Source organism: Shewanella sp. YLB-07 (assembly GCF_009377275.1).
Genome location: NZ_VOQB01000008.1, coordinates 22,390 through 41,832, shown reverse-complemented (window position 1 = coordinate 41,832; position 19,443 = coordinate 22,390). Strand labels below are relative to the sequence as shown.

Sequence of the window (19,443 nt, the reverse complement as noted above, 5' to 3'; positions counted from 1 at the left end):
ACACCGATATTAGCTATAGGGTCATGAGGGGGGGGACGTTGTATTTAATCACAATGAAAAAGGCAAGTTGTATGACGCTATCATTGCTTGCTAACAATCAAGTGTTATTATCTTTTCACGACTTAATCAGTCGATTATCGTGTGTGAGTACTCATCTGGTTATTTAGCCATTCCTTCTGTTTCACGTGTTAGTTCTCCTTGGTCAATATAGGAGGCTATTGATGTGATATGTTTTCAGGTCTCATTTTAATTAGCTTGGTAACGTTATACTGCTGTTGTAGTGTCTTATCTCATATTTTACCAGGTAACAATGGCGAACATTATTGGCGTGCGATTTTAACTCGGACTTGAGTCAGAGGGTGACATTATTTTCATGAATAATTCTGGATCGTGGCAGTACCACTATATACGCACATCAATCCTTTAATTGATTGTGTCCCTCCTGCATGCGAATGCGTTTTTAAACCATTGTCCTTGAGTATCACGGTGAAGTATTTAGGTTTGTTTGTGCAATATCGGCGCTATTGACGATGTAGCGAAAGCTTACTGGTTATTCCTGGGGGAACTCCCATAGGTGGAATATCAATATAAAGTACTGGTGATAATCAGCTAGGCAGGCAACACTCCATTTTACGGAGGTTCGGTGACTTAATGGTATCGCCTGACTTCTGTAATGGTTTATTTGCATATGCCTATGTACGCACCTTAATTCTTTTACTCTGATGATAGGCGGTATCCGTGTCAATAATGTCAACTCGGTCGCTAGGGAACATGCTGTAATTATATCGTTTGGTTGTGCCGCCGCTTTTGTCAATGTGACACCATCGTAGGAATAAAACAAAAGAGATAAAGAATGGTGAAACCATTTTATATTATTGGTAATGTCGAGATTTCATATCGATAAGGGCAATTATCGCCGCGAAGAAAGACGGGGTTATTTTATCACAATGGCTTACTCCCCAGGGGCAATCATTAAATGAACGATTGTCTACATGACGCATTCTCTGGCCCTGCTTGATCCATTCTAAAGCGAATAGCTTTAACCGAATTCGGCGCATCAATGGGGTAATGGGCTTCCTCAAATGCTTGTACTAACGTAACAAGAACTTCAAGTTCGTCACCTTCCTGTGTATTAGGTTGTGCCTCCCAAAGCTGCTCTATATGCACTAAAGTTACGTGGTTATCACTTTCTGCCTTAATCGGTTTAATAGTCATTATATTGGCCTATTAAATTGTTTTTTCATTTATTTAGCATTGAGCTGGGACGGATTCAACGGCTCTTGTTAAGGTGTAATCGACAAATCTAGGCTTGAAACGAAAACTGATCCAGTAAAGGCAAGTCATCAAGTCAGAACGGGTTTGAAGTTCTGACGCCTAGGATCCACTCTCTGTGACCACATCAAAAATGTTATTAAATTCGAGTCCCATCACAATGGTGGCCACGGCACGGTGCAGTTCATGGATTTTCTGCTCAGGTAAATGAGCGAGTGAAGTTTTTATTTTCATGGGATTAATCGTAATGGATAGCGACTGGGGGGAACAGGACACGGAAAATCCAACGGCCAATTAAAGTGCCTAGACGGTGTTGCTTCACGCTGTAGCATGGCGACTTCGTTCAACCCCTTCTCAACAGGAATAAGTCAGGGGGATGTGGTTAACCCATGAGATGGATTGGGACATGAAGGAGATCTTAAATAGCTGTGTTGCAGAGATCGCTGTGCAGCTCAACTTTGGCTTAATCGGTCAATGCACCCTATATTTTACTGACGTGTGTTGTGGCGGATAGCCTGATGATACCAGGAGCACGAGAGTCTGTTTTTGTCGTCTTTTTTTGAACGGGGAAAGCGCGACGGGGAATGCACCGTGTGGTAAACCGATCACCCGCGCGTAGAGAAGTAGCCCACTACCTTGATGAGCTAACTGGGGAGTCATATGGCCTTTGAAAAAGAAACCTTAGAGGCGTTAAAAACACATCAAGCTGAATACCTTAATACGGTGTGGAAGACCTTTGCCGCGCTGATGGTGTCGATAGGCTGGATCCTGTCATCGGCGGTCACCCGCGATTTTTTAAGCTCATCGCCCACGGTCAAATCCGTGGCGATTGGGGTGGTGTTATTGATGGCGGTGATGCACTGGCTCAGTTTAAACGATTTGTATTTAAAGTCGCGGCAGATAAGTCTGGCCATGTCCGTCGACAGTGCGGTATATCAAGCCATCGCGCAGTCTTATGTGATCAAAAGAGTGGCAACGCTGGCCAGCTTCTTCATCAACGGTTTGCTGTATAGCCTATTGATCACCCTTATTGTGGGCGGAAAAGTGATGATTAATGGCTAACCCCTCTTTGTGTCAGGTTATCACATGGTTCACCAGCATCCCCACACCTTGTCGCTAAGGTTGAAGATGCTGGGCTGCAGAATGGGACTGCCCCTGATAGGTATTGTCGTGGGGAGCCATAGAAATAGAAGAAATAAAGTGATAAAATTTAACCACTTGATAATCCCACTGCTTTAGGCCGCTGTTTGAATGAACTTCCTTTCCAGCACGTCATGACGTGCCTGGTTGATAATGCCCTGTTACACCTCTACTTTACCGTTGCTGAAACCTCTCGTGTCGTGCCTGTGCATAAGCGTAATGAGATTTTGGTGCGTCATTTAAAACCCCTGCTTAAGGACCGTAGTTATCGTCGAGTCAAAAATGAATTAAGACGGTTACTGACGACGGGTCGAAGTGCCAAAGGCAATTTAGAAGCGCAATTGCTTGATGTACAAGGCGTAGCACGTCGGGTTGAAGATGATGCGACTGATACTCAAAAGCTCTTTAACCTGCTTGAAATTCTCAGGGATGAGCAAGGGTTGGACAGCCGGTTTGTAGACTCAACAGAGCAAAGGGTGCCTGGCTTCATTTATATGCTTCAAGAACATGTAGAACATGGGTTTAGTCAGGCGGGGGAGCAGGTCGCTCCCGTGTCACTATTTTTAGAGTCAGATAAGGTCTGTGCGCTGGTTGAGGCGATAGAGCAAACCGGTTTATTTGGCGCTGAACTTCAACAGCTAAATCAAGATCAGCAGCAAGGGCATATTTTGCTGCATCCCAAACCGAGTGCTAAACGAGGGTGAAACAGCTTGTGTCAGCGCAGATGAGTTATCTGTGTAGTGGCTGGGTTGTTGTGTTAAATCGCCATCAATATTTGTCAGAAAAAGGGAAAATCATGAATGTGTTCAAGGGCGTGTTAATCGGTGGGCTGGTATTGATGAGCGGCAGTGTGGTGGCTAATGAGTCTAACCCGTCATTCAATAAAGCCAAGAAAATGCTCGAACGCCAGGTTTATCAAGATCACCGTGAAACGGTATATTGTGGTGCCAGCTTCGATGCTAACAAAAACATTACCCCGCCAATAGGCTTCACCACGACTAAACATGTGAAGCGGGCAAAGCGGGTGGAGTGGGAGCATGTCGTCCCTGCGGAGAACTTCGGCCGTGCGTTCAGTGAATGGCGTGAAGGTCATGGGCAATGTGTCGACAGTAAAGGGAAATCGTTTAAGGGCCGTAAGTGCGCCGAAAAAATGAATGTCGAGTATCGATACATGCAAGCCGATATGTTCAATCTGTTTCCGGCCATTGGGGCGGTGAATGCCATGCGCTCAAATTATAATTTTACCATGCTGCCCGGGGTAAATAGTGAGTTTGGCTCTTGTCAGATGAAAATTGATAACCGTAAAGCGGAGCCACCGGTCAGCGCCAGAGGCCGGATCGCCCGGACGTATCTGTATATGGATAACACGTACCCGAAATACAGCATGAGTAAGCAGCAAAAGCAGCTCATGAATGCGTGGGATAAAACCTATCCGGTGAGTGCCTGGGAGTGTCAACGGGTGAAGCGTATTGAGGCGTTGCAGAAGAGCAAGAATCCCATCACCCAAAGCCGCTGTGAAACCGCGGGTCTCTGGAAAAAGTCTAGCTAACTGCGCGAGTAGCGCAGACCAACGGCCCCTCCTCAGGTTACAAGGTGGGGCAACGATTACGGTGCTATGGATTCGATGAGGAAATCATTGAGATCGAAACCTTCATTTAACTCTTTTTTAAATACCGTTGGCATACGGCCTTGGCCTGTCCAGGTGATGGTCTCGCCATTCACTTCAATTTGATACTTTGCCGGACGAGGAGCGCGTGCCTTCTTCGGTGCTTTGACCGCTTCAATATCCTCTGCACTTAATCCAAGTTCTGCCATTTGTTGGCGGATAGCGTCAATTTGTGCATTTCGCTCAGCGTTCATTGCTTGGGTTGCGGCGGCTTCTTGTGCTCGATCATCAATAATCTGTGTGAGTTTTTGTTGAAATTCCTTGAGTTCGTCTAAGGCTAACTCTTTTACTGCTGCTTTGAATTTACGGCCATGCGTGAGGGTGTCTAAAAATTCTGACATGAGTGTGGTTTCTTTTTCATTAAGGAGATTTATAGCGGACAGTATTCAAAAAAGTGTCGTTGAAATCAAGTTTATTACGCTGATCGGGCGTTTATGTCATGAGTGTCTCTAGTGGGTCACCAGATTCAGCCAGGCAAGCATATCGAGGGTGTGTCTTGGTGGTTTTTCTGTTAACTACCAGTGGTAAATAAACAGGCTGGTAACCCCTAAATAACAATAGTATCCAGGCTCCGTTCTAGCACATGTCGTTGTTGTGGTCATCGGCCGATGAAATGCCTTTACTGGTAAGATGGTAAGAATGCCCAACGGTTCAACACGGCATGATAGTGGTATCCATATCGCTATTACTATTAAACGGCAGGGCGCAATTATTTACAAGTCTGCTCGAAGTCACCAATGCTTAAGATCATGACATTCTTGTGTCAGTGAACAGGGTGACAGTACTCGTTTGAGACCGCGCCATGGCGATAAATCTGTCGCTCGTTAGTGCGTGGGTTCATGGGGAACGATAACAAGGTTAAAGGTGCTGGGGAAAACAGCACGCATGGGGCCATCTGACCTACTCGTAGAACAAGACACTCATATTCGCATCAGCGCCTCAATTGTCTATGGTTGGCGCAGGATCCCTGCTCGACGGTAATCAAAAATCACTGACTCGATTACGTCGACATTTTCAATGGACGGTGCCGACTAAGCAATGGTACCCAGTCCACGCGTTTTGACGGGGTAATTTAATGACCCATTACGACCTTACCACCTTCGCATACCGTGCCATTATTAGGCCTGTCATACCAAAACTTTATTGGCTTTCTAGTAGCATGAGCTGCGAGAACTATGCTTTGTATTTGCATAATGGCCTCAGTCGTTACCCCCTGAGAATTGCCAACTTCAACATACATCCGTTTTCCTTCACCGGTTGTGCAACCTGAGTTAAATACTTCAGGAAAGTTGATTTCAATGGTTCCATTAGGGAAAACGCCAACACTATCTGGAATTTGGTAGCTAGCCATCCCTACACTCGCCAAAGCGCTTGATGACATATACACCAGGGAGGCCACTGCGATGATTATTTTATTCACACTACGTCCTTTACTAAATTGTTAATTTCCATTTAAGCAATGTGTTACCACAGAGCCGTTAAACTTGCTTTATCTTGAATACATAGAGGTGTGGATGGTGTCTACTGATATCGCTGCACTGCAGTCGTCAGGGCTAGATAAAGGATAAAACTCAATCACCACTTATTTGTATGCGTTATGTTATAGGAGTTTACTTTTTTGTGGTAGTTGTCTTTTTAAGCTCAGGTGAGGTAATTGTTTGATATTATGAGCAGTTTATTGCCTTCATCGCTACTCTAGTTTCGATAGATGCATTTCAGCGCGCTGAGTCAGTGTGTGAGGGGGGACAGTTCTGCGTGGTAATCCGCCATGAAGATGATCAGCGCAGCTTGGTTTCATGACGTAAAACAGGGCAATGGTTCAGAGCCAATGATACGTATTGGTACGAACTAATGCGGAGTTTCACTCTGTACGTACGACTCCATGTGATGTGTGACGCTTTGCTGGCGAAAGTGGCTTTGGGAAATGAAATCATCGACGTCTTTATCTGAATTTTCAACCGGCTAATAGGTGTTCGCCATAAAATAACCGCGGTTAAGGAAAGTGCTAGCGTGATGATGGTTCGACAGAGCGTCACTTGGCGCGTTCGATTAGCACACTCACATGACTTATTATTACCGATGCATTGTGGGGAAAAGCTTGCCTTGACCGTAGCGTGACTTTCAATGGATTATCTTGCCAATTACCCTCCTGTTTCAGCGTGGCTAGAATAGGGGTTAACTCAATTGTATGATTGAGCCCGTCACCATGGCTACTCGTTGAGTGTGACGAACTGCTCTCCATCCCATACAAGGCACATGATCCCGCCCAATGTTTATCAGTCGCTGTTTCATCATTGGGTATATTAATATACACATCCAATATTGAGGAGGTGCCATGGCCGATGATCCCTTCAAAATATAACCATAAACGCGGGTTGTTCGCCATCACGTCACTCTTGTTTAACGGTAAACAAAATGAATTAAGCCCATTGCTCAATAGTAAAGGGCCATCAAGTGCTGCAACGCAATCCAATGTTGATGGATCATCTGTCATGGCATCATCTCTTCATGTTTACAACAGGGTGGTCGCGATGGTGATCCCCGCCAATAATCCCCACCACACACTCATTTGTTTACTGAGATGGGGGAGGCAATAGCGTTCGTACCATAATGCCAGCGTGACTAAAAACATCAACATAAAATCATGACCGGTCAGCATCAATGCCAGCATAGGCAGCCCACAACTTCGAATACAATTCTGTGCCGTTTTCAGTCCATACAAGAGACAATCCATGTTCGCTCGCCAGCCTTGGATTGAGAGTGACTTTGTTGCATTACAGCTTGCCATCACAATGGGGTGGTTTTTTGACCACACTAACAGGGCGGCTAACACAAAACAGCTCACCCCGATGATGGGGTAAATACCGTGGTCTATCCCTAACGCATTAGCGGCCGCTTGCGCTCCCCAGAAAACCGTTGCAAAGACTAGCCACAACCCGCTATAACCCGATAAAAATAGCATCACGCTTTGATAACGACGAAAGCGCGGCGAGGCAAACGCCACATGATTAATTTGCACCATCAGTAGCGGAAACATCATTGCAATCAACATCAGTATCCAATGGCTCACTTGGGGGAAAAATCCATTCACTTGTGTGACCATATGATGATGGTGATGACCCTCTTGAATGGACAAAATATTGACCAATAACCACAGCCATATCCCACCGCTGATCATCCAAATCCAGCCAACCGCGGTATGTAATAGACCGTGGGGTAACTGTCGCCATTCGATAAAGCGCCAGACACGGCGCACTGATGTTGATCTATTCATCATGATGCCTTAACAATGTAGGCTGATACGGCCAATCGTGATATCCGTGTCAGCAAGCACGTCACCCGTTGGCACTAAACGCACCGTTAATTGATTGGCATTCCAATCAGGTAGGGTACGTAAACGGTCAAACACATCGCTTAAATCCAACGCAATATTCAGCCCACTGCCATTGTGATGGATACTCGGCGTTGATGCGACTTCCAGACCAAATAATGAAATTCTTCCCACGACGAATTCTTGGCCCTCAGCCTCAGTCCCAGACGTATTCATCAACACCGTGTAAATGGGGGCGACGCCTTTTCCTGTGACATTTTCAAAATACAAATAAGCTTCAGTGGCGGTCTCAGGGGCGGAACTCAGTGGACTAAATAGGGCTTTTCTGCGCGCATGAACATGCTCAGGTAAAGCTAACGGGATGACATTCTGTGTGCGGCCTAATGTTTGTTTGATGTGGCTGGCTGCGACCAGCTCCAGTGGCTGATTTAATGGGGTTAACCGTCTCTGTGATTGGGCCGGGATCGGAGAATAAGACGCCTGATAGGTATAACCTGACAAGACCTCTTTTGTCTCTAATACCTGTGAGACTTTAAGCTCAGCATCCTTACCGGCACCGTCATGAAAAGGAAAGGATTGCGATAACCAATTAGCGGCACTTGTGTTGTGTCTACCCGCACCTAAATCTAACCATATCGGCCAAAGGCGATCGATATTGGCATGATGTAACCAGAAAATGGGATCTAATGCGGCGGTGATTGGATTGCCCATGGCGCCACCGATATCAGAATGGACGTGATTATGGGGTAAATCCTCTAAGCCACCAGACGCGTGACCAAATTGGATCGGGCCATCATCACCTCCACCAAACCCGGGAATGACTTGCTGATTGACGAACGGGATGATGTTGAGCCTTTGTAGGCTCACATCACTTTGTTCAAGCACTGGGTTCACCCGCCCTTCGATCCACAATGGGTTGGTATTATTCGCTGGCGTGGTGAATGCTGGCGGGATGGTCAGTGCATCGGGGTTGTCGGTATTACTGTAATTCCAAAACGGCAGCGCCCAATCGTCAATGGATGCGATCTCCCCTAAGTCAACCAAGGTTTGTGCTACGATCTGTTCAAAATACGCAATGTACATTCTATGCCAAGGGATAAAATACCAAGAGGAGTGCTGGCATTGATTCCAATACATTGCTTGCTCGGTATTGGAGGGCAGTTGGCCGACGTTTTTCCAGAAGGGATTATTCGCATTAAAACCATGCATTGCCGCCTGATAAGACCAACTTGTAGGATCTGTTGCCTTGCGCGTCTTCATTTCAGCCACCGCCTTAGCATATAAAGCTAAGGTGTTATCGTTTTGGCCTAATTGATAGACATCGTTACGTTGTTTCATGTTCACTCCTGATGTTGCGCTATGCCTGAAGCCAGTGCGTTCAGGCGTGTTGACCGAGACGGATGGTTGAAAAAGCGAGGCGTATATTGATTAAGGCCACTGACTTGTCAAAACATTAGCACTGCCAGGGAATAAAAATATTACACGTTATTACACCCGCAATGTGAACATGAGTAATGCCTGCGTCATCTCGCCCCATCGATAATGTGATCGCTCATGACTGTATTCATCTGCTCCTGTTGCTTAGAAGCGATGAAGGAGTAAGTCGAGAAAGGACCACACCAGATCATGATAAAGGGAGCGATTATTGGGCTATTTGGATAATTTCTTTAGCTGTTAGGCCGGTCAGGTTGATGACGGTCAGATGTGCCATACCGTGACGTATTATGGTGCGCGCCATGTCATTGAACTCATCTAAGCATCCATCTTGGCGTAATTGTGCAGCGATGGCGGTGAATGTGTCCTCCTGTTGCCGTACTTCGGTGGCGATTTTCGTGCACAACTCGCTGGGTTTTAGTGTGTTAACCACTTGGATAATATCGTTAAATAGTCGCATCGATGTTTTTCTGTCGCGAACACTTTAAGCAGTAGGCGGATATGTTTTACAAACCACTCTAACGAGGCAATACGTCGATGTTGCATGATATCGTCATCGGGGATCACGCTGACATCGATTAAGGGGAAGTCTTGACGATACAGCTGCGCTGCGAGTTCGGGGGCTCAAACCCTTGGAGCCAATTCATGTGGTTGGGATACGGTGACACTTTGCCATGATAAAACAATAAGGGGATAACCAGTGGCAGGTGTTCATAGCCTGCATCAAGGTGTTGCTGCATCACGGCGAGGGCATAACGCATTAACCGAAAGGCCATGTGTTGGTCTTGATGGCTTTGATGTTCAATCAGCACGTAAACCCCGCGCCATGAGACGTGTTCAGTGAATAGAGGAAGTCAGACGGAAAGGGGCATAAGCGCGCTTCGATAAAATGCCCTGACTTTAGTTTAAGGGTGGAGAGATCACAGATGTCCCAGTATTGGGCGGGTAAATGAATGTCTAACAAGTCCCTGGCTGTCTCAGGATCAGTCAAAAACTGCTTAAACAGCACTTGGCTCGGGGTAGGTGTTGATGGTTTCATGATCTCATCCTTAGTCATCAAAAGTTGTTGGATACATTGAATACATCGGTGAGTGTGGCGCTTTTATGGGGCTATGCTACTGGATACTGTCGGTGTTTAGCAGGGCACGTTTGGTGGGAGCATTTTAGAAAGTGCCTGGTTTGTCATCGGTGAGCGCCTACGGTGAATCACAGCACTTGCTAAGTGTATTTGAACAAAAGCGACTTAACGCGATGGTTCAATCCCAGGGTCTTTGAATGAGTTTTTTATCGCTAAACGTTTGGCCCATATTGCTCATCCATCACAGAGGCTAAGCACTTCCAGTAACCCCATCAAGTTTCTTTGATTTTAAAATATTCTTTGATCTTGAATGCCACATGAAGGCGCTGGGACTTTCATAGCCGACGGCAATCGCGGTATCGAGCACATTGCCACCATGCGCTAGCAGCTCCATACTTTTAAATAGACGCAGGTACCTTAACCACTTACTGAAGCTGAGGCCTGATGAAATTTACGCGAGACGGTTCGCTCGGAGACGTGGAGGATTTTTGCCGCGTCAGTTAATGACCAAGGATGAGCGATTCTGGCAGTAATGTGCTGACACAAGGTCAACAGTAGCTGATCTTCTGGCAAGGGTACCGTAAAGTCTTGCTGTGATAATCCCCGTAGCTCATCGAGGATTAACTCACAAATTCTCTCTTCCCGACTGCCTTTATCAACAGATGCAGTGATCTGGGTGGCTGTAACGATCAGTGCATGAAGCAGAGGGGTGATTTGTACCATACCGCTGCGGCTGGGGAGATCTGCGCGGGCTAATGGATCTAACAATAAGCGACATACTTTCACCGCGCCGACTGATTGCACCCGATGGGAGACACCAGCCGGTAGCCACTGTCCCCTCGATGCAGGAATGACCCAACAGTGACAGTCACTGTAGACACGGAGTACACCGCAAGTGATGAGCGGTTGGTTGTTGGTGATAGGATTGCTCGACCCCAAGTTCATAGCAATGAACCAGGGACATGATGGGCTGAGTGAGTCTGTTATTTTGAAAACACATGGCTTTCCTTATCGAAGTTGTCTTTAGGGTTCGGTTAGCAGTGAGTCCTAATAGGCGTTTACTGCTCATCACTCAAATGGCGCTGCTGAAGTCGGTGCTCCATGCTGCTCTGTTGCACCTCTGAGCCGCGCGGTTGAGGATACTCAGAGGCGACCACGTTTCACATTGCTCTGCTCAGGCGATTTTTACTGGTGGATCCTGTGGCAGATCTTCCCTTTTCCTCGCCTGACGGTCTCTTCAGCGTTACTCAACGCGTTGCAGATGACGGCACGAGAGTGACCACAGGCTCTGCTGGTCGTGCATCACGCAACGTGAGCCACAAAGCGCTCAATAATTGCCTGGTTGAGTAAGGTTGATGTGCTCGCACAATATCCTTACCAGCATTGATGTTTACTCTGGGCACCTGTGTTTATTTTGGAGAATGACGTCAGGTGCCTTTGCACCAAGCCTGAAGAGAAAGTGTACTTTATCGATACTGGGATTGATGTCTCCTGTAGGGGAAAGTCAGCCGTTTTACATTCAATGGCCCTTTGCGGTAATCGTCATCCTTGAGGCTGAACAGTGCTCCTTAAGCACGGCGTTGTCGTGAGCGGTGCTTAGCATGACGGATGACGGTGCTTGCCACCTAAAAAGGCAGTGCTTTAATCTGTATTGGTGGCTCAGCATCATCAAAATGGCTTGCTGTCTCTGCCGTTAAAATGTGCATGTTCCGTACTCTAGCAAACTCACAGCATGACAAAAGGGCAGCTTGCAGCGCTGCGCGCCACAGTGTGTTCAGTTAGTCCTTGATGCGTGGCGGCAAGTCACTCAGACAGAGGAACCTGTGGTGTACGCGGATGCGGGGATCTGGGAACAACTCACCGCCGTCACATGGGCTCGAAATCAGACAACAGACCCGCCGAGTATTGCCCTCTTCTGCTGATGTATTGACTGCCAGGATCACGGGATGGGCCAGTGGGGCAACAAAGGTGATGAAGAAAATGATACGATGGAGTTAACAACAACTTTGCAATAATACGTTAACGTCTACGCTGGCCGTTTTGAGCAGATATCAACAAGTCAATGCTGTAGCATCAAGCATAGCGGCACTGCAGCGGCCAAGCTGGATATGTGATGTCGGCCTGGCCACAGCGCAGCGCTCAAAGACTAAGATGTGAGTAAAAAGAGGGATCGAATGTGAGCCAATATGGTATTGCAGTCATTCTATTTCTGACATCCAGTGTCGTTCAGGCTGGCAGTTGGAATGAGGTGGGGAAAGTGACACGGGTGCATTCAGGCCATGGTGACGGCGTAGTATATTTTACGGCTGAAATACAAAAGAGTAATGCGACATGTACCGTAAATGTGGGATATAGCCTGAGTGATAATGCGTCAAATACTGATCGAATCTACAGTCTGTTGTTATCAGCCTATGTCAGTAAACAGCCGGTATCCGTTTACTTAACGGGTGATTTCCTTGCAGGAAGGCCTGAAATCAATGCAGTGCAATTTAAAGATCGCGGAGTCGAATTTTAATCTAATCGAGGGAGACAATGCCTGTTCGTGATGGCGCTGAACAGGATGGAGAGAGTGGGCCTGCTTCTCGCTGGATCTTCCATCAATGAGCGGATTGTTTAATGCGGGGGATGACCTGCCCGTGTCGCTATGTGCTGTTGAAGGTCACTGTTCATCACGGTGTTGCAGGGTTTTACTCATTCATTGTTGATAAACGACTGTTAATGTGAATGTTTAGTTGATATTGTTTGCGCAAATAAGAGCAGAGGAGTGCAGATGATGCGGCATTATGTTGTACCAACAAAAGTCATTGGGTTATGCAGTTTACTCATTATCAGCAGCCAGGCAATGGCCCAGGTTGATTGTAAAGGCAAGATCACCCGACTGGGACTGAGCTTGAATAACGGCATCTTAACTGTCGGCCTACAGGGAGGCCCGAATGCAGCGCAGTTGTGCTCTATCCAACTAGGGTACAGCTATAACAATATCGACAATGATGTGTGCAAAACCCTCTACAGTACGTTGCTGGCCACCAAAGCGTCAGACAAGCAAACCACCATACGGTTTTACGATCATACAAGCTGCACCACCCCCGAGCTGTCATGGAAAATCGCAGGTGCGCTGGGCTGGACTGCGCATTTAGAGGACTAAACCGCTGGTGATAAACACCAACAACAAATAAGGTTAAAGGACAGAGAATGAAGCACGTTATCGTGATATTCGCCATGTTGATGTCAATGTCGGCTTTTGCAGGCCTAGGTAGCAATGCCACAACCAGTGTGAAGCAGATCAGCAAGATTGACATTCAGCGGGTAGGTGGGGAGGTTTACTATTACTTTACAGCAGAGGGGGACAATTGGAACTCCAGTAATTGCCCCAACGCCAAAAGTGGATTTATCAAGCAGAGTGAGATTGGCGCCGACGCGTTTTTATCGGTTGCACTGATGGCAAAGGCGAGCGATACCCCGGTTCAGTTACGGGGAATATGTGGCAATGGCGCCGTGGGTGGCACCAGCGATGCCTATCTGTATATCGACTACATTACCTTGGATCCCATTTAATCCGGTCGGATTGAGTGTTCAGCCGAAATAAGCGATGCATCATTGAAAGGGGAACCTTCAATGATGCATCGAATTGAGAATGTCGAAATGATGAGTTGGAAGGAAACATGTTGCGATCACTTTTTTTAAGTTCGATAGTGTTGTTCATGTCGAGCAGTGTCTCTGCGGCACAGTTCAGCGGCATTGGCTACATCAACAAAATTGTCGCAATACCGGCAAAAACTAATGCAGATTACATATTGGTGGATAATTTTACCCTTGCCGGTTCGTGCCCGCTTAGCCATGGAATGGTGGTCGTCAGGTTCAAATCAGCGGAAGAGGATCATCGCGCCTATTCGTTGGCGATGGCGGCTAAGATGGCCAATAAACGCATTAAGCTCGCTGTCGATGATAGTGTTAAAAATAGCAGCGGTTATTGCTATGTCATTTCACTTGAGCTCAATGAGTAAGGGGTGTTGATAAGGCCGTCAACTTGAGAGGGTGACCGACAAGGGTGACCCTTATGCTTACCCTTGGTAAACCGCCGGGACAGGCGCGTTGCTATTGTGTCTTTGCCCGTGGTGCCATTGACCGGTTTATTCTGTCCTGATGTCACCCGCATGCAGAGGTCATTGCTGTTGCTCATCTTTATGTATCAACTTATCTATCTGCTTATCGCGCTGCGGATAATTGACTCAAGGTGAGTTTGATGTGCTTTCAGTCACGCCAGCCACACATTTAGCACTTGAATATTATGACATCGATGGTGATGGAGTCCTGGATATATTCATCAGAGACAGCAGCAGTTATCGCGACAGTTTCATCATTACCAATCTACTGGGCACGGCCAATGTAGACCCTTATAGTGATAGCCGCAATGGCATCGACCTGTCCCAGGGGACCCCGCTCACCATTACTGATGTCAATGGTGATGGCATCAACGATATCGTGACCCCCGCAGGGACGTACTTGGGATCGCGTGCCGGGACGCTGGTCAGTACCTCGCCTGCCCCGGATTTTTCCACCCCCGGTAACGTCATCGGCCTGTCTGCAGGTGAATTTAAAGTGACCGAGGCGGGGGCGGCCACCTACACCATTCCGTTGAGTCTGCCACCGGGCACGTCCGGGGTTGTGCCTCAGGTTAGTCTGGCTTATAGCAGCCAGGGGGGCGGTGATATTCTTGGTGTTGGTTGGAGTATCTCTGGGCTATCTGCCATCAGTCGTTGCCCTAAAAACCTCCCGATTGATGGGATCCTTGATGGCATTCATTTTAATGCGGCTGACAGCTACTGTTTAAATGGTCAGCGATTAATGTTCAATGCCAACAGCAGCGATGAATATCACACTGAAATAGATAATTTTAGTGTGATTAAAGCCTACAGTGGCACCAATGGTCCCGAATATTTTACCGTGACCACTCAAGCGAACGAAGTCCATTATTACGGTAAAGCCCCCGCCATTTCCGCGGCGACCGATGCTTATATTGAGCGCGGCGGCTTCCCGGCAGGCTCTGCGGCCTCAGCTTGGGCGATTAAGGCGATTGTCGACCATAAAGGCAACTACATTCGTTATGATTATGACAAGGACACCGCCGCAGGCAGTCATTTACTCAGCAGTATCGCCTATGGTGGCAATGTCACCCTTGCCACCGGTGCATACAATCACATTGAATTTAATTATATCGATGCGGCCAAGCCCTGGCTGGGGTTCGCCCATGGCGGCGTCGTGTCGCGCAATAAGCAATTGGAACAGATCATTGTCAAGCAAGACGCGGATGTGTTCAGAAATTATCAGCTGATGTGGTCAAGAACCGTGATCCCTGAAGAACGTGACTATGTCACTGGCATTCAGGAGTGTTTCGATACCAATGCGGCGCATTGTTTACCGGCGACCACTTTTGCGTTTGCCCAACCGAGTCGAAAGTCATCCACGGCCATCTTGTACCAGCCATTTGACACCACTACACGTGACATCGTGCCCAGTAACGCCAATCGAAGTTATGCCCAGGTGGCTGACTTTAACGGCAATGGCTATGCTGACATGTTGGTGCCCAATGGGAATGGCTGGGCGATGTATTCCAGCGCGTGGCGGATGCAGTCGGGTGGAGTCAGCAGCACTAGTCATTCAGATTGGAAACAGGGGTATTTGAGTCAGCATCCGGTGGCAAGGACAATCAAACGCAGTGTGGTGTCAGACAAGTATGAAACGGTTGCTGGTTCCAGGCTGGGTGAAAAAGGCTACGCCAAAATCATTGATTTTGATGGCGATGGCAAAAACGACCTGCTCATTCCCTTTGCATCGGGTGATTGGCACATCATTACATTAAACCCAGGCACAAGAGAGACGCTAGATTGTGAGCCTGATGTCCGCGGTGGACAGCATTGTGTCAATACCGATGTCAGTTACGACTTTGTCTATACCTCGCTCAACATCTCTTCTGCGGCGTATAAGGACACCATTGGCGATGGACTGCACGACATCGTGTTTAAACAGGGTAAAGACTTATTTTACTACCAAAATCTGGGCGGCAGTTTTCTGCGGCGAAACCCATCAAGGTGATTTACGCTGATTTCTATTATGAGCTGAACAAGCCTGAAAATGGGGTGACCGTGTCAACATCGTCGCTGGATTTCATTAATGCGACCATGATGGATGTTAATGGTAATGGGCTCAGCGACATTATCATGAAGCATGAGTACAAGTGGACGCAAAGCTGCGTGATCCCAAAGATGCTCAACGCGCGCGCTACGTGCCGACCGACCACCAACTCGACCAGTGCTAATGGGGTGTATATTGCGTCCATGGTGAATGGTGTGATGACCTACACCTATAGCAATACGGTCGACGCGGCTTCTGACTTACTTCGCACCAGTGACTTTAATGGTGATGGATTGACCGACATTGCGATGCGCAATCGCTGGGGCTGGAGTTACTCCCTTTCAAAAGGCGATGGCACGTTTACCGATTGGCAGGCCCTGCCGGTGCTGGAAGCGGCAGATTTGAGTATCGCTCAGCGGCATATTTTTATCGATATTGATGGCAATGGCCGTACCGGCATCTTAGCGGCAACCAGTTCGAATAAATACAATATCTGTCCGTGCCAAGTACCACCAAGCAAGGGGTCGACTTTGTTCACCGCGGCTCGATTAACATTGGCAGCGACAGCAAAGCGACAGTTCGCTTAGCGGACATCAACGGGGATGGCAAGGTGGACTTACTCAGTGCATCGTCAGATTCTGGGCATTGGAAGTTGCAGCAAGCGGCGCGCGCTTACATCAAAGATCATGTGGTCACCAAAATCACCAATGGCTTTGGGGTGGAGACTGACATTGCCTATGCCACGCTCAATAGCGGTATTCCGTTAATCAACATCGATCCAAGCCAGAAGCCGGTGAGTACTGATTATATTACGCCGTTTGCGGGGATCACGGTGGTCACCCAATCGAGTCTTAGTGAGTCTGTGCTGGTGCAATATCGCTATGGGGGATTCATGGCCCATAAAAAGGGCCGTGGCTACCTGGGGTTTGAAACGGTGCAAACCACCAACTGTTCCCACTGACGGGGATGCCGATCAGCACGACCCGTGAGTATCAGGGGGGGGGTACTTAGTGCTGCAGATAACACGTATGCCCAATCTACCAGTGCCAAAGGGGGCGTGCATGTCTCTTTGAAAACATCAAAAGAGACCAGCTATAGTCTGGATTTATCCTCTGACGGTGTGACGCCAACGGCGCATCGCACCACGACCAGCAATGTGTTCAGCAACAGCGCTTACAGCACATTAAATTCAGCGGCCTTGGCCTTAGCGCGATCCCATGGTCAGGTGGCAAATCAGTCGGGATCCAATCCTGACGCAACACAGTTTGGCCGCCTATTTCAAACAAGCGTCACTAAAACGCGCTATAAAAATACCGCTTCAGGTAGCGCTGAATCTCAGAGCCGGCTAAGCCGGTTCAGTTATTATGGCAATGGAATGTTGCGTGAGTCATGGGTTAATGGCTTACACACCGCACTTTTCTACGACCAGTTTGGTAACAAGGTCGCCGAGCAAGCCTACGCCAAAGTGGATGCAAGCAATTACCAGAAGCGAGGGCAATATTGGTTCTATGACAATCGGGGCCAATACCTGGCAAGCCAGATGAACCAAAATGGCGTAGCAGAAAGCTATCTGTATAACGGCAGTGCTGGCAGCACGGCGACCCAGGGATTGATTTATAGCAAAACGATTACCGGACCAAACCATCTGGCCTCAACCAGTTACTTTGATGTTCAAGGTCAAGTCATCCGTCAGATCTTGGCCGATGGCAATCAGACGGTGATCAGTCGTGCGTTATGCAGCAGTTGTGACAGCAACTTCATAACAGAGACAACCGTCAGTTCGAATAAACCCAAAACGCAAACCTATTTCGATAAATTTGCCCGGGAGCGGGAAAAACGGGTCAGTGGTTTTAATGGTAGCTGGATTGTCACTGCTACAAACTTGGACAGGTCACCCATCAATCCGTGCCAAACTTTACCTCTGCTTCGGCTGTCACGACACAACAGGAGTTTGATGCCTTAGGTCGAGTCTATCAGCAGAGTCAACCGACCGAATCTTCGAGCGTGTGGGTGACAAGTCAAATCAACGGTTTAGTGACCACCTCAACAGATGAAAATGGCTTAGTTTATAAAGACACACACAGTGCGGATGGTAAACTGCTGACTCGCACGGACCCCAACCTTCAGACTATTCACTATTTTACGACGCGTATGGCAACAGTGGGAAAGTGTCCACTCGCGCCCAAAACCAAACGGACAGCTGGCAAACCCAGTCAATTGACATCAGTTACGATAACTATGGGCGTAAGCTCGCAACCGATAACCCAGACAAAGGCCGCTGGAGTTATGACTATAACGATTTTGGCGAATTGATAAAGCAAACGGATGCAAAAGGCCAGGCAACGGCCATGGGCTTTGATGCCATGGGCCGCATGGTATGGCGTAAAGATAATTCTAATCTGGCATGTTGGGGCTATGGCAACAGCGTCAGTGCCCATAACGTTGGTAAACCTATCTGGGTTAAGCAATGGGCCGGGCAGAGCAGTTGCAGTACGTCAGCCGCTGTTCAGGGCAGCGAAAGTTACGTGTATGACGTGTTTGGTCGTCCGGAGCAGACTGATTTTGTCATCGGCGGCACCGCCTACAATACCCGCAGTGAATATAATGCCAACGGTCAGGTGAGCCGGCAATATTACCCGTCGAATAATGGCATCTTCTACGTCAATTTTCATTATAACGCTGACCATTATCTGTATTTGCAAACTGACAGCAGTCATCGCAGCTTGCGCAGAATTTCGGCCATGGATGCGCTAGGCAACATTACGGCTCAGACGTTCGGCAACGGCACTAGTGAGGCGCGTGGGTTTAATAGTCGTACTGGTCGTATCAGCACCATCGCGTTAAAAAAGGCAGTCGATATATTCATCAACTAAGTTACGGGGATCTTGATGCCAAGGGTAACGTCATATCATTGTGCGCTTTTTGCCCATACTAAAGATGTTTTGATCATAAAAAAGGCTATTTTTCTGTTACTAAAGTGAGTGTGTATAAAGTCGAAGGGACATTAGAGCCTCGAGATTGTAAACGTGTTGATATCTGGAAACTAGAAGAAAAACAAACGGATGTCGATGCAATGACAGAGCCAGAACTAGAGCAAATTGTTTTTGTTACTCACGATACTGATATTGCGCCTGCAATGCTGAAAATTAAAGAGTATGACCAATCTCAGTTGATCAATCGCACCCGCCAAATTACGATTGGTTTGGTTATTCCGCTGTACGTTGCTAGGCTCAACCAGAAGGCTTATCCATTGAGGTTGATCGCCAAATAGGCCGTTTGTATGGTGGCATACGAACTCCGAAAGTGCTTATTAGGCATGCTGTACGCGCCGAATAAGCGTCAATAAACTCAGGACCCACCTCAACACATGCTGAGGTGGGAGCACACTGC

General features: G+C 47.6%; 23 protein-coding genes and 1 pseudogene. 15 read left to right on the top strand and 9 right to left on the bottom strand.

What is annotated here, in order from left to right:
- Positions 1-972: 972 nt before the first annotated feature.
- On the bottom strand, positions 973-1,215 hold the full coding sequence (locus FS373_RS17675; RefSeq protein ID WP_152830013.1) for a helix-turn-helix domain-containing protein: 243 nt from the start codon (positions 1,213-1,215) through the stop codon (positions 973-975).
- Between the two features lie 159 nt (positions 1,216-1,374).
- On the bottom strand, positions 1,375-1,506 hold the full coding sequence (locus tag FS373_RS32470) for a hypothetical protein (RefSeq protein ID WP_265575340.1): 132 nt from the start codon (positions 1,504-1,506) through the stop codon (positions 1,375-1,377).
- 142 nt (positions 1,507-1,648) lie between these two features.
- Here FS373_RS32470 and FS373_RS31560 point away from each other — a divergent pair, with 142 nt between their 5' ends.
- The 4 genes from FS373_RS31560 (at position 1,649) to FS373_RS17660 (ending at position 3,961) form a co-directional block, all read left to right on the top strand.
- On the top strand, positions 1,649-1,786 hold the full coding sequence (locus tag FS373_RS31560; protein WP_194165881.1) for a hypothetical protein: 138 nt from the start codon (positions 1,649-1,651) through the stop codon (positions 1,784-1,786).
- Between the two features lie 146 nt (positions 1,787-1,932).
- Positions 1,933-2,334, top strand: a complete 402-nt coding sequence (locus FS373_RS17670) for a hypothetical protein (protein ID WP_152830012.1) — start codon at positions 1,933-1,935, stop codon at positions 2,332-2,334.
- 185 nt (positions 2,335-2,519) lie between these two features.
- Positions 2,520-3,116, top strand: a complete 597-nt coding sequence (locus tag FS373_RS17665; protein ID WP_227992939.1) for a DUF2913 family protein — start codon at positions 2,520-2,522, stop codon at positions 3,114-3,116.
- Between the two features lie 92 nt (positions 3,117-3,208).
- A complete protein-coding gene (locus FS373_RS17660) occupies positions 3,209-3,961 on the top strand; it encodes an endonuclease (RefSeq protein WP_152830011.1) in 753 nt (250 codons plus the stop codon).
- A 56-nt stretch (positions 3,962-4,017) separates the two neighbouring features.
- Here the strand turns inward: FS373_RS17660 and FS373_RS17655 are convergent, their stop codons facing one another.
- The 7 genes and pseudogenes from FS373_RS17655 to FS373_RS17625 all read right to left on the bottom strand — a co-directional run bounded on the left by FS373_RS17655 (position 4,018) and on the right by FS373_RS17625 (position 10,866).
- Positions 4,018-4,419 (bottom strand): H-NS family nucleoid-associated regulatory protein, encoded by a 402-nt coding sequence (locus tag FS373_RS17655; RefSeq protein WP_152830010.1) that lies wholly within the window; start codon positions 4,417-4,419, stop codon positions 4,018-4,020.
- A 731-nt stretch (positions 4,420-5,150) separates the two neighbouring features.
- Positions 5,151-5,498, bottom strand: coding sequence for a hypothetical protein (locus tag FS373_RS17650; RefSeq protein WP_152830009.1), 348 nt, complete (start codon positions 5,496-5,498; stop codon positions 5,151-5,153).
- Positions 5,499-6,110: 612 nt separating this feature from the next.
- Positions 6,111-6,572 (bottom strand): hypothetical protein, encoded by a 462-nt coding sequence (locus FS373_RS17645; RefSeq protein WP_152830008.1) that lies wholly within the window; start codon positions 6,570-6,572, stop codon positions 6,111-6,113.
- An 18-nt stretch (positions 6,573-6,590) separates the two neighbouring features.
- Positions 6,591-7,352: a DUF2182 domain-containing protein gene (locus FS373_RS17640; protein WP_194165880.1), complete on the bottom strand. Its 762-nt coding sequence runs from the start codon at positions 7,350-7,352 to the stop codon at positions 6,591-6,593.
- Between the two features lie 9 nt (positions 7,353-7,361).
- Complete coding sequence (locus tag FS373_RS17635; protein ID WP_152830006.1) at positions 7,362-8,747, bottom strand: tyrosinase family protein; 1,386 nt, start codon at positions 8,745-8,747, stop codon at positions 7,362-7,364.
- A gap of 304 nt (positions 8,748-9,051) precedes the next feature.
- Positions 9,052-9,885, bottom strand: a pseudogene (locus tag FS373_RS32080) (Rpn family recombination-promoting nuclease/putative transposase).
- 453 nt (positions 9,886-10,338) lie between these two features.
- The gene (locus FS373_RS17625; RefSeq protein ID WP_152830005.1) at positions 10,339-10,866 is read right to left on the bottom strand and encodes an AraC family transcriptional regulator; all 528 of its coding nucleotides are present in this window, start codon (positions 10,864-10,866) and stop codon (positions 10,339-10,341) included.
- A 255-nt stretch (positions 10,867-11,121) separates the two neighbouring features.
- Between FS373_RS17625 and FS373_RS31555 the strand changes: the two genes are divergently transcribed.
- The 11 genes from FS373_RS31555 (at position 11,122) to FS373_RS17575 (ending at position 19,324) form a co-directional block, all read left to right on the top strand.
- Positions 11,122-11,271: a hypothetical protein gene (locus FS373_RS31555; RefSeq protein WP_194165879.1), complete on the top strand. Its 150-nt coding sequence runs from the start codon at positions 11,122-11,124 to the stop codon at positions 11,269-11,271.
- A gap of 826 nt (positions 11,272-12,097) precedes the next feature.
- Positions 12,098-12,436: a hypothetical protein gene (locus tag FS373_RS17620; RefSeq protein ID WP_152830004.1), complete on the top strand. Its 339-nt coding sequence runs from the start codon at positions 12,098-12,100 to the stop codon at positions 12,434-12,436.
- A 255-nt stretch (positions 12,437-12,691) separates the two neighbouring features.
- Positions 12,692-13,066 (top strand): hypothetical protein, encoded by a 375-nt coding sequence (locus FS373_RS17615; protein WP_152830003.1) that lies wholly within the window; start codon positions 12,692-12,694, stop codon positions 13,064-13,066.
- 47 nt (positions 13,067-13,113) lie between these two features.
- On the top strand, positions 13,114-13,476 hold the full coding sequence (locus tag FS373_RS17610; RefSeq protein WP_152830002.1) for a hypothetical protein: 363 nt from the start codon (positions 13,114-13,116) through the stop codon (positions 13,474-13,476).
- 107 nt (positions 13,477-13,583) lie between these two features.
- Positions 13,584-13,925 (top strand): hypothetical protein, encoded by a 342-nt coding sequence (locus FS373_RS17605; protein WP_152830001.1) that lies wholly within the window; start codon positions 13,584-13,586, stop codon positions 13,923-13,925.
- A 241-nt stretch (positions 13,926-14,166) separates the two neighbouring features.
- Positions 14,167-16,014: a SpvB/TcaC N-terminal domain-containing protein gene (locus FS373_RS17600; protein ID WP_194165878.1), complete on the top strand. Its 1,848-nt coding sequence runs from the start codon at positions 14,167-14,169 to the stop codon at positions 16,012-16,014.
- A 50-nt stretch (positions 16,015-16,064) separates the two neighbouring features.
- Complete coding sequence (locus FS373_RS32590) at positions 16,065-16,640, top strand: FG-GAP repeat domain-containing protein (protein ID WP_152829999.1); 576 nt, start codon at positions 16,065-16,067, stop codon at positions 16,638-16,640.
- Entirely contained in the window at positions 16,553-17,014 is a 462-nt protein-coding gene (locus tag FS373_RS17590) for a toxin TcdB middle/N-terminal domain-containing protein (protein ID WP_194165877.1), read from the top strand. Before FS373_RS32590 ends, FS373_RS17590 begins: the two co-directional genes overlap by 88 nt.
- 24 nt (positions 17,015-17,038) lie before the next feature.
- Positions 17,039-18,016, top strand: a complete 978-nt coding sequence (locus FS373_RS17585; RefSeq protein ID WP_152829997.1) for a hypothetical protein — start codon at positions 17,039-17,041, stop codon at positions 18,014-18,016.
- 205 nt (positions 18,017-18,221) lie between these two features.
- A complete protein-coding gene (locus tag FS373_RS17580; RefSeq protein WP_152829996.1) occupies positions 18,222-18,926 on the top strand; it encodes an RHS repeat domain-containing protein in 705 nt (234 codons plus the stop codon).
- Positions 18,927-19,036: 110 nt separating this feature from the next.
- Positions 19,037-19,324 (top strand): hypothetical protein, encoded by a 288-nt coding sequence (locus tag FS373_RS17575; RefSeq protein WP_152829995.1) that lies wholly within the window; start codon positions 19,037-19,039, stop codon positions 19,322-19,324.
- The last annotated feature ends 119 nt before the right edge of the window (positions 19,325-19,443 follow it).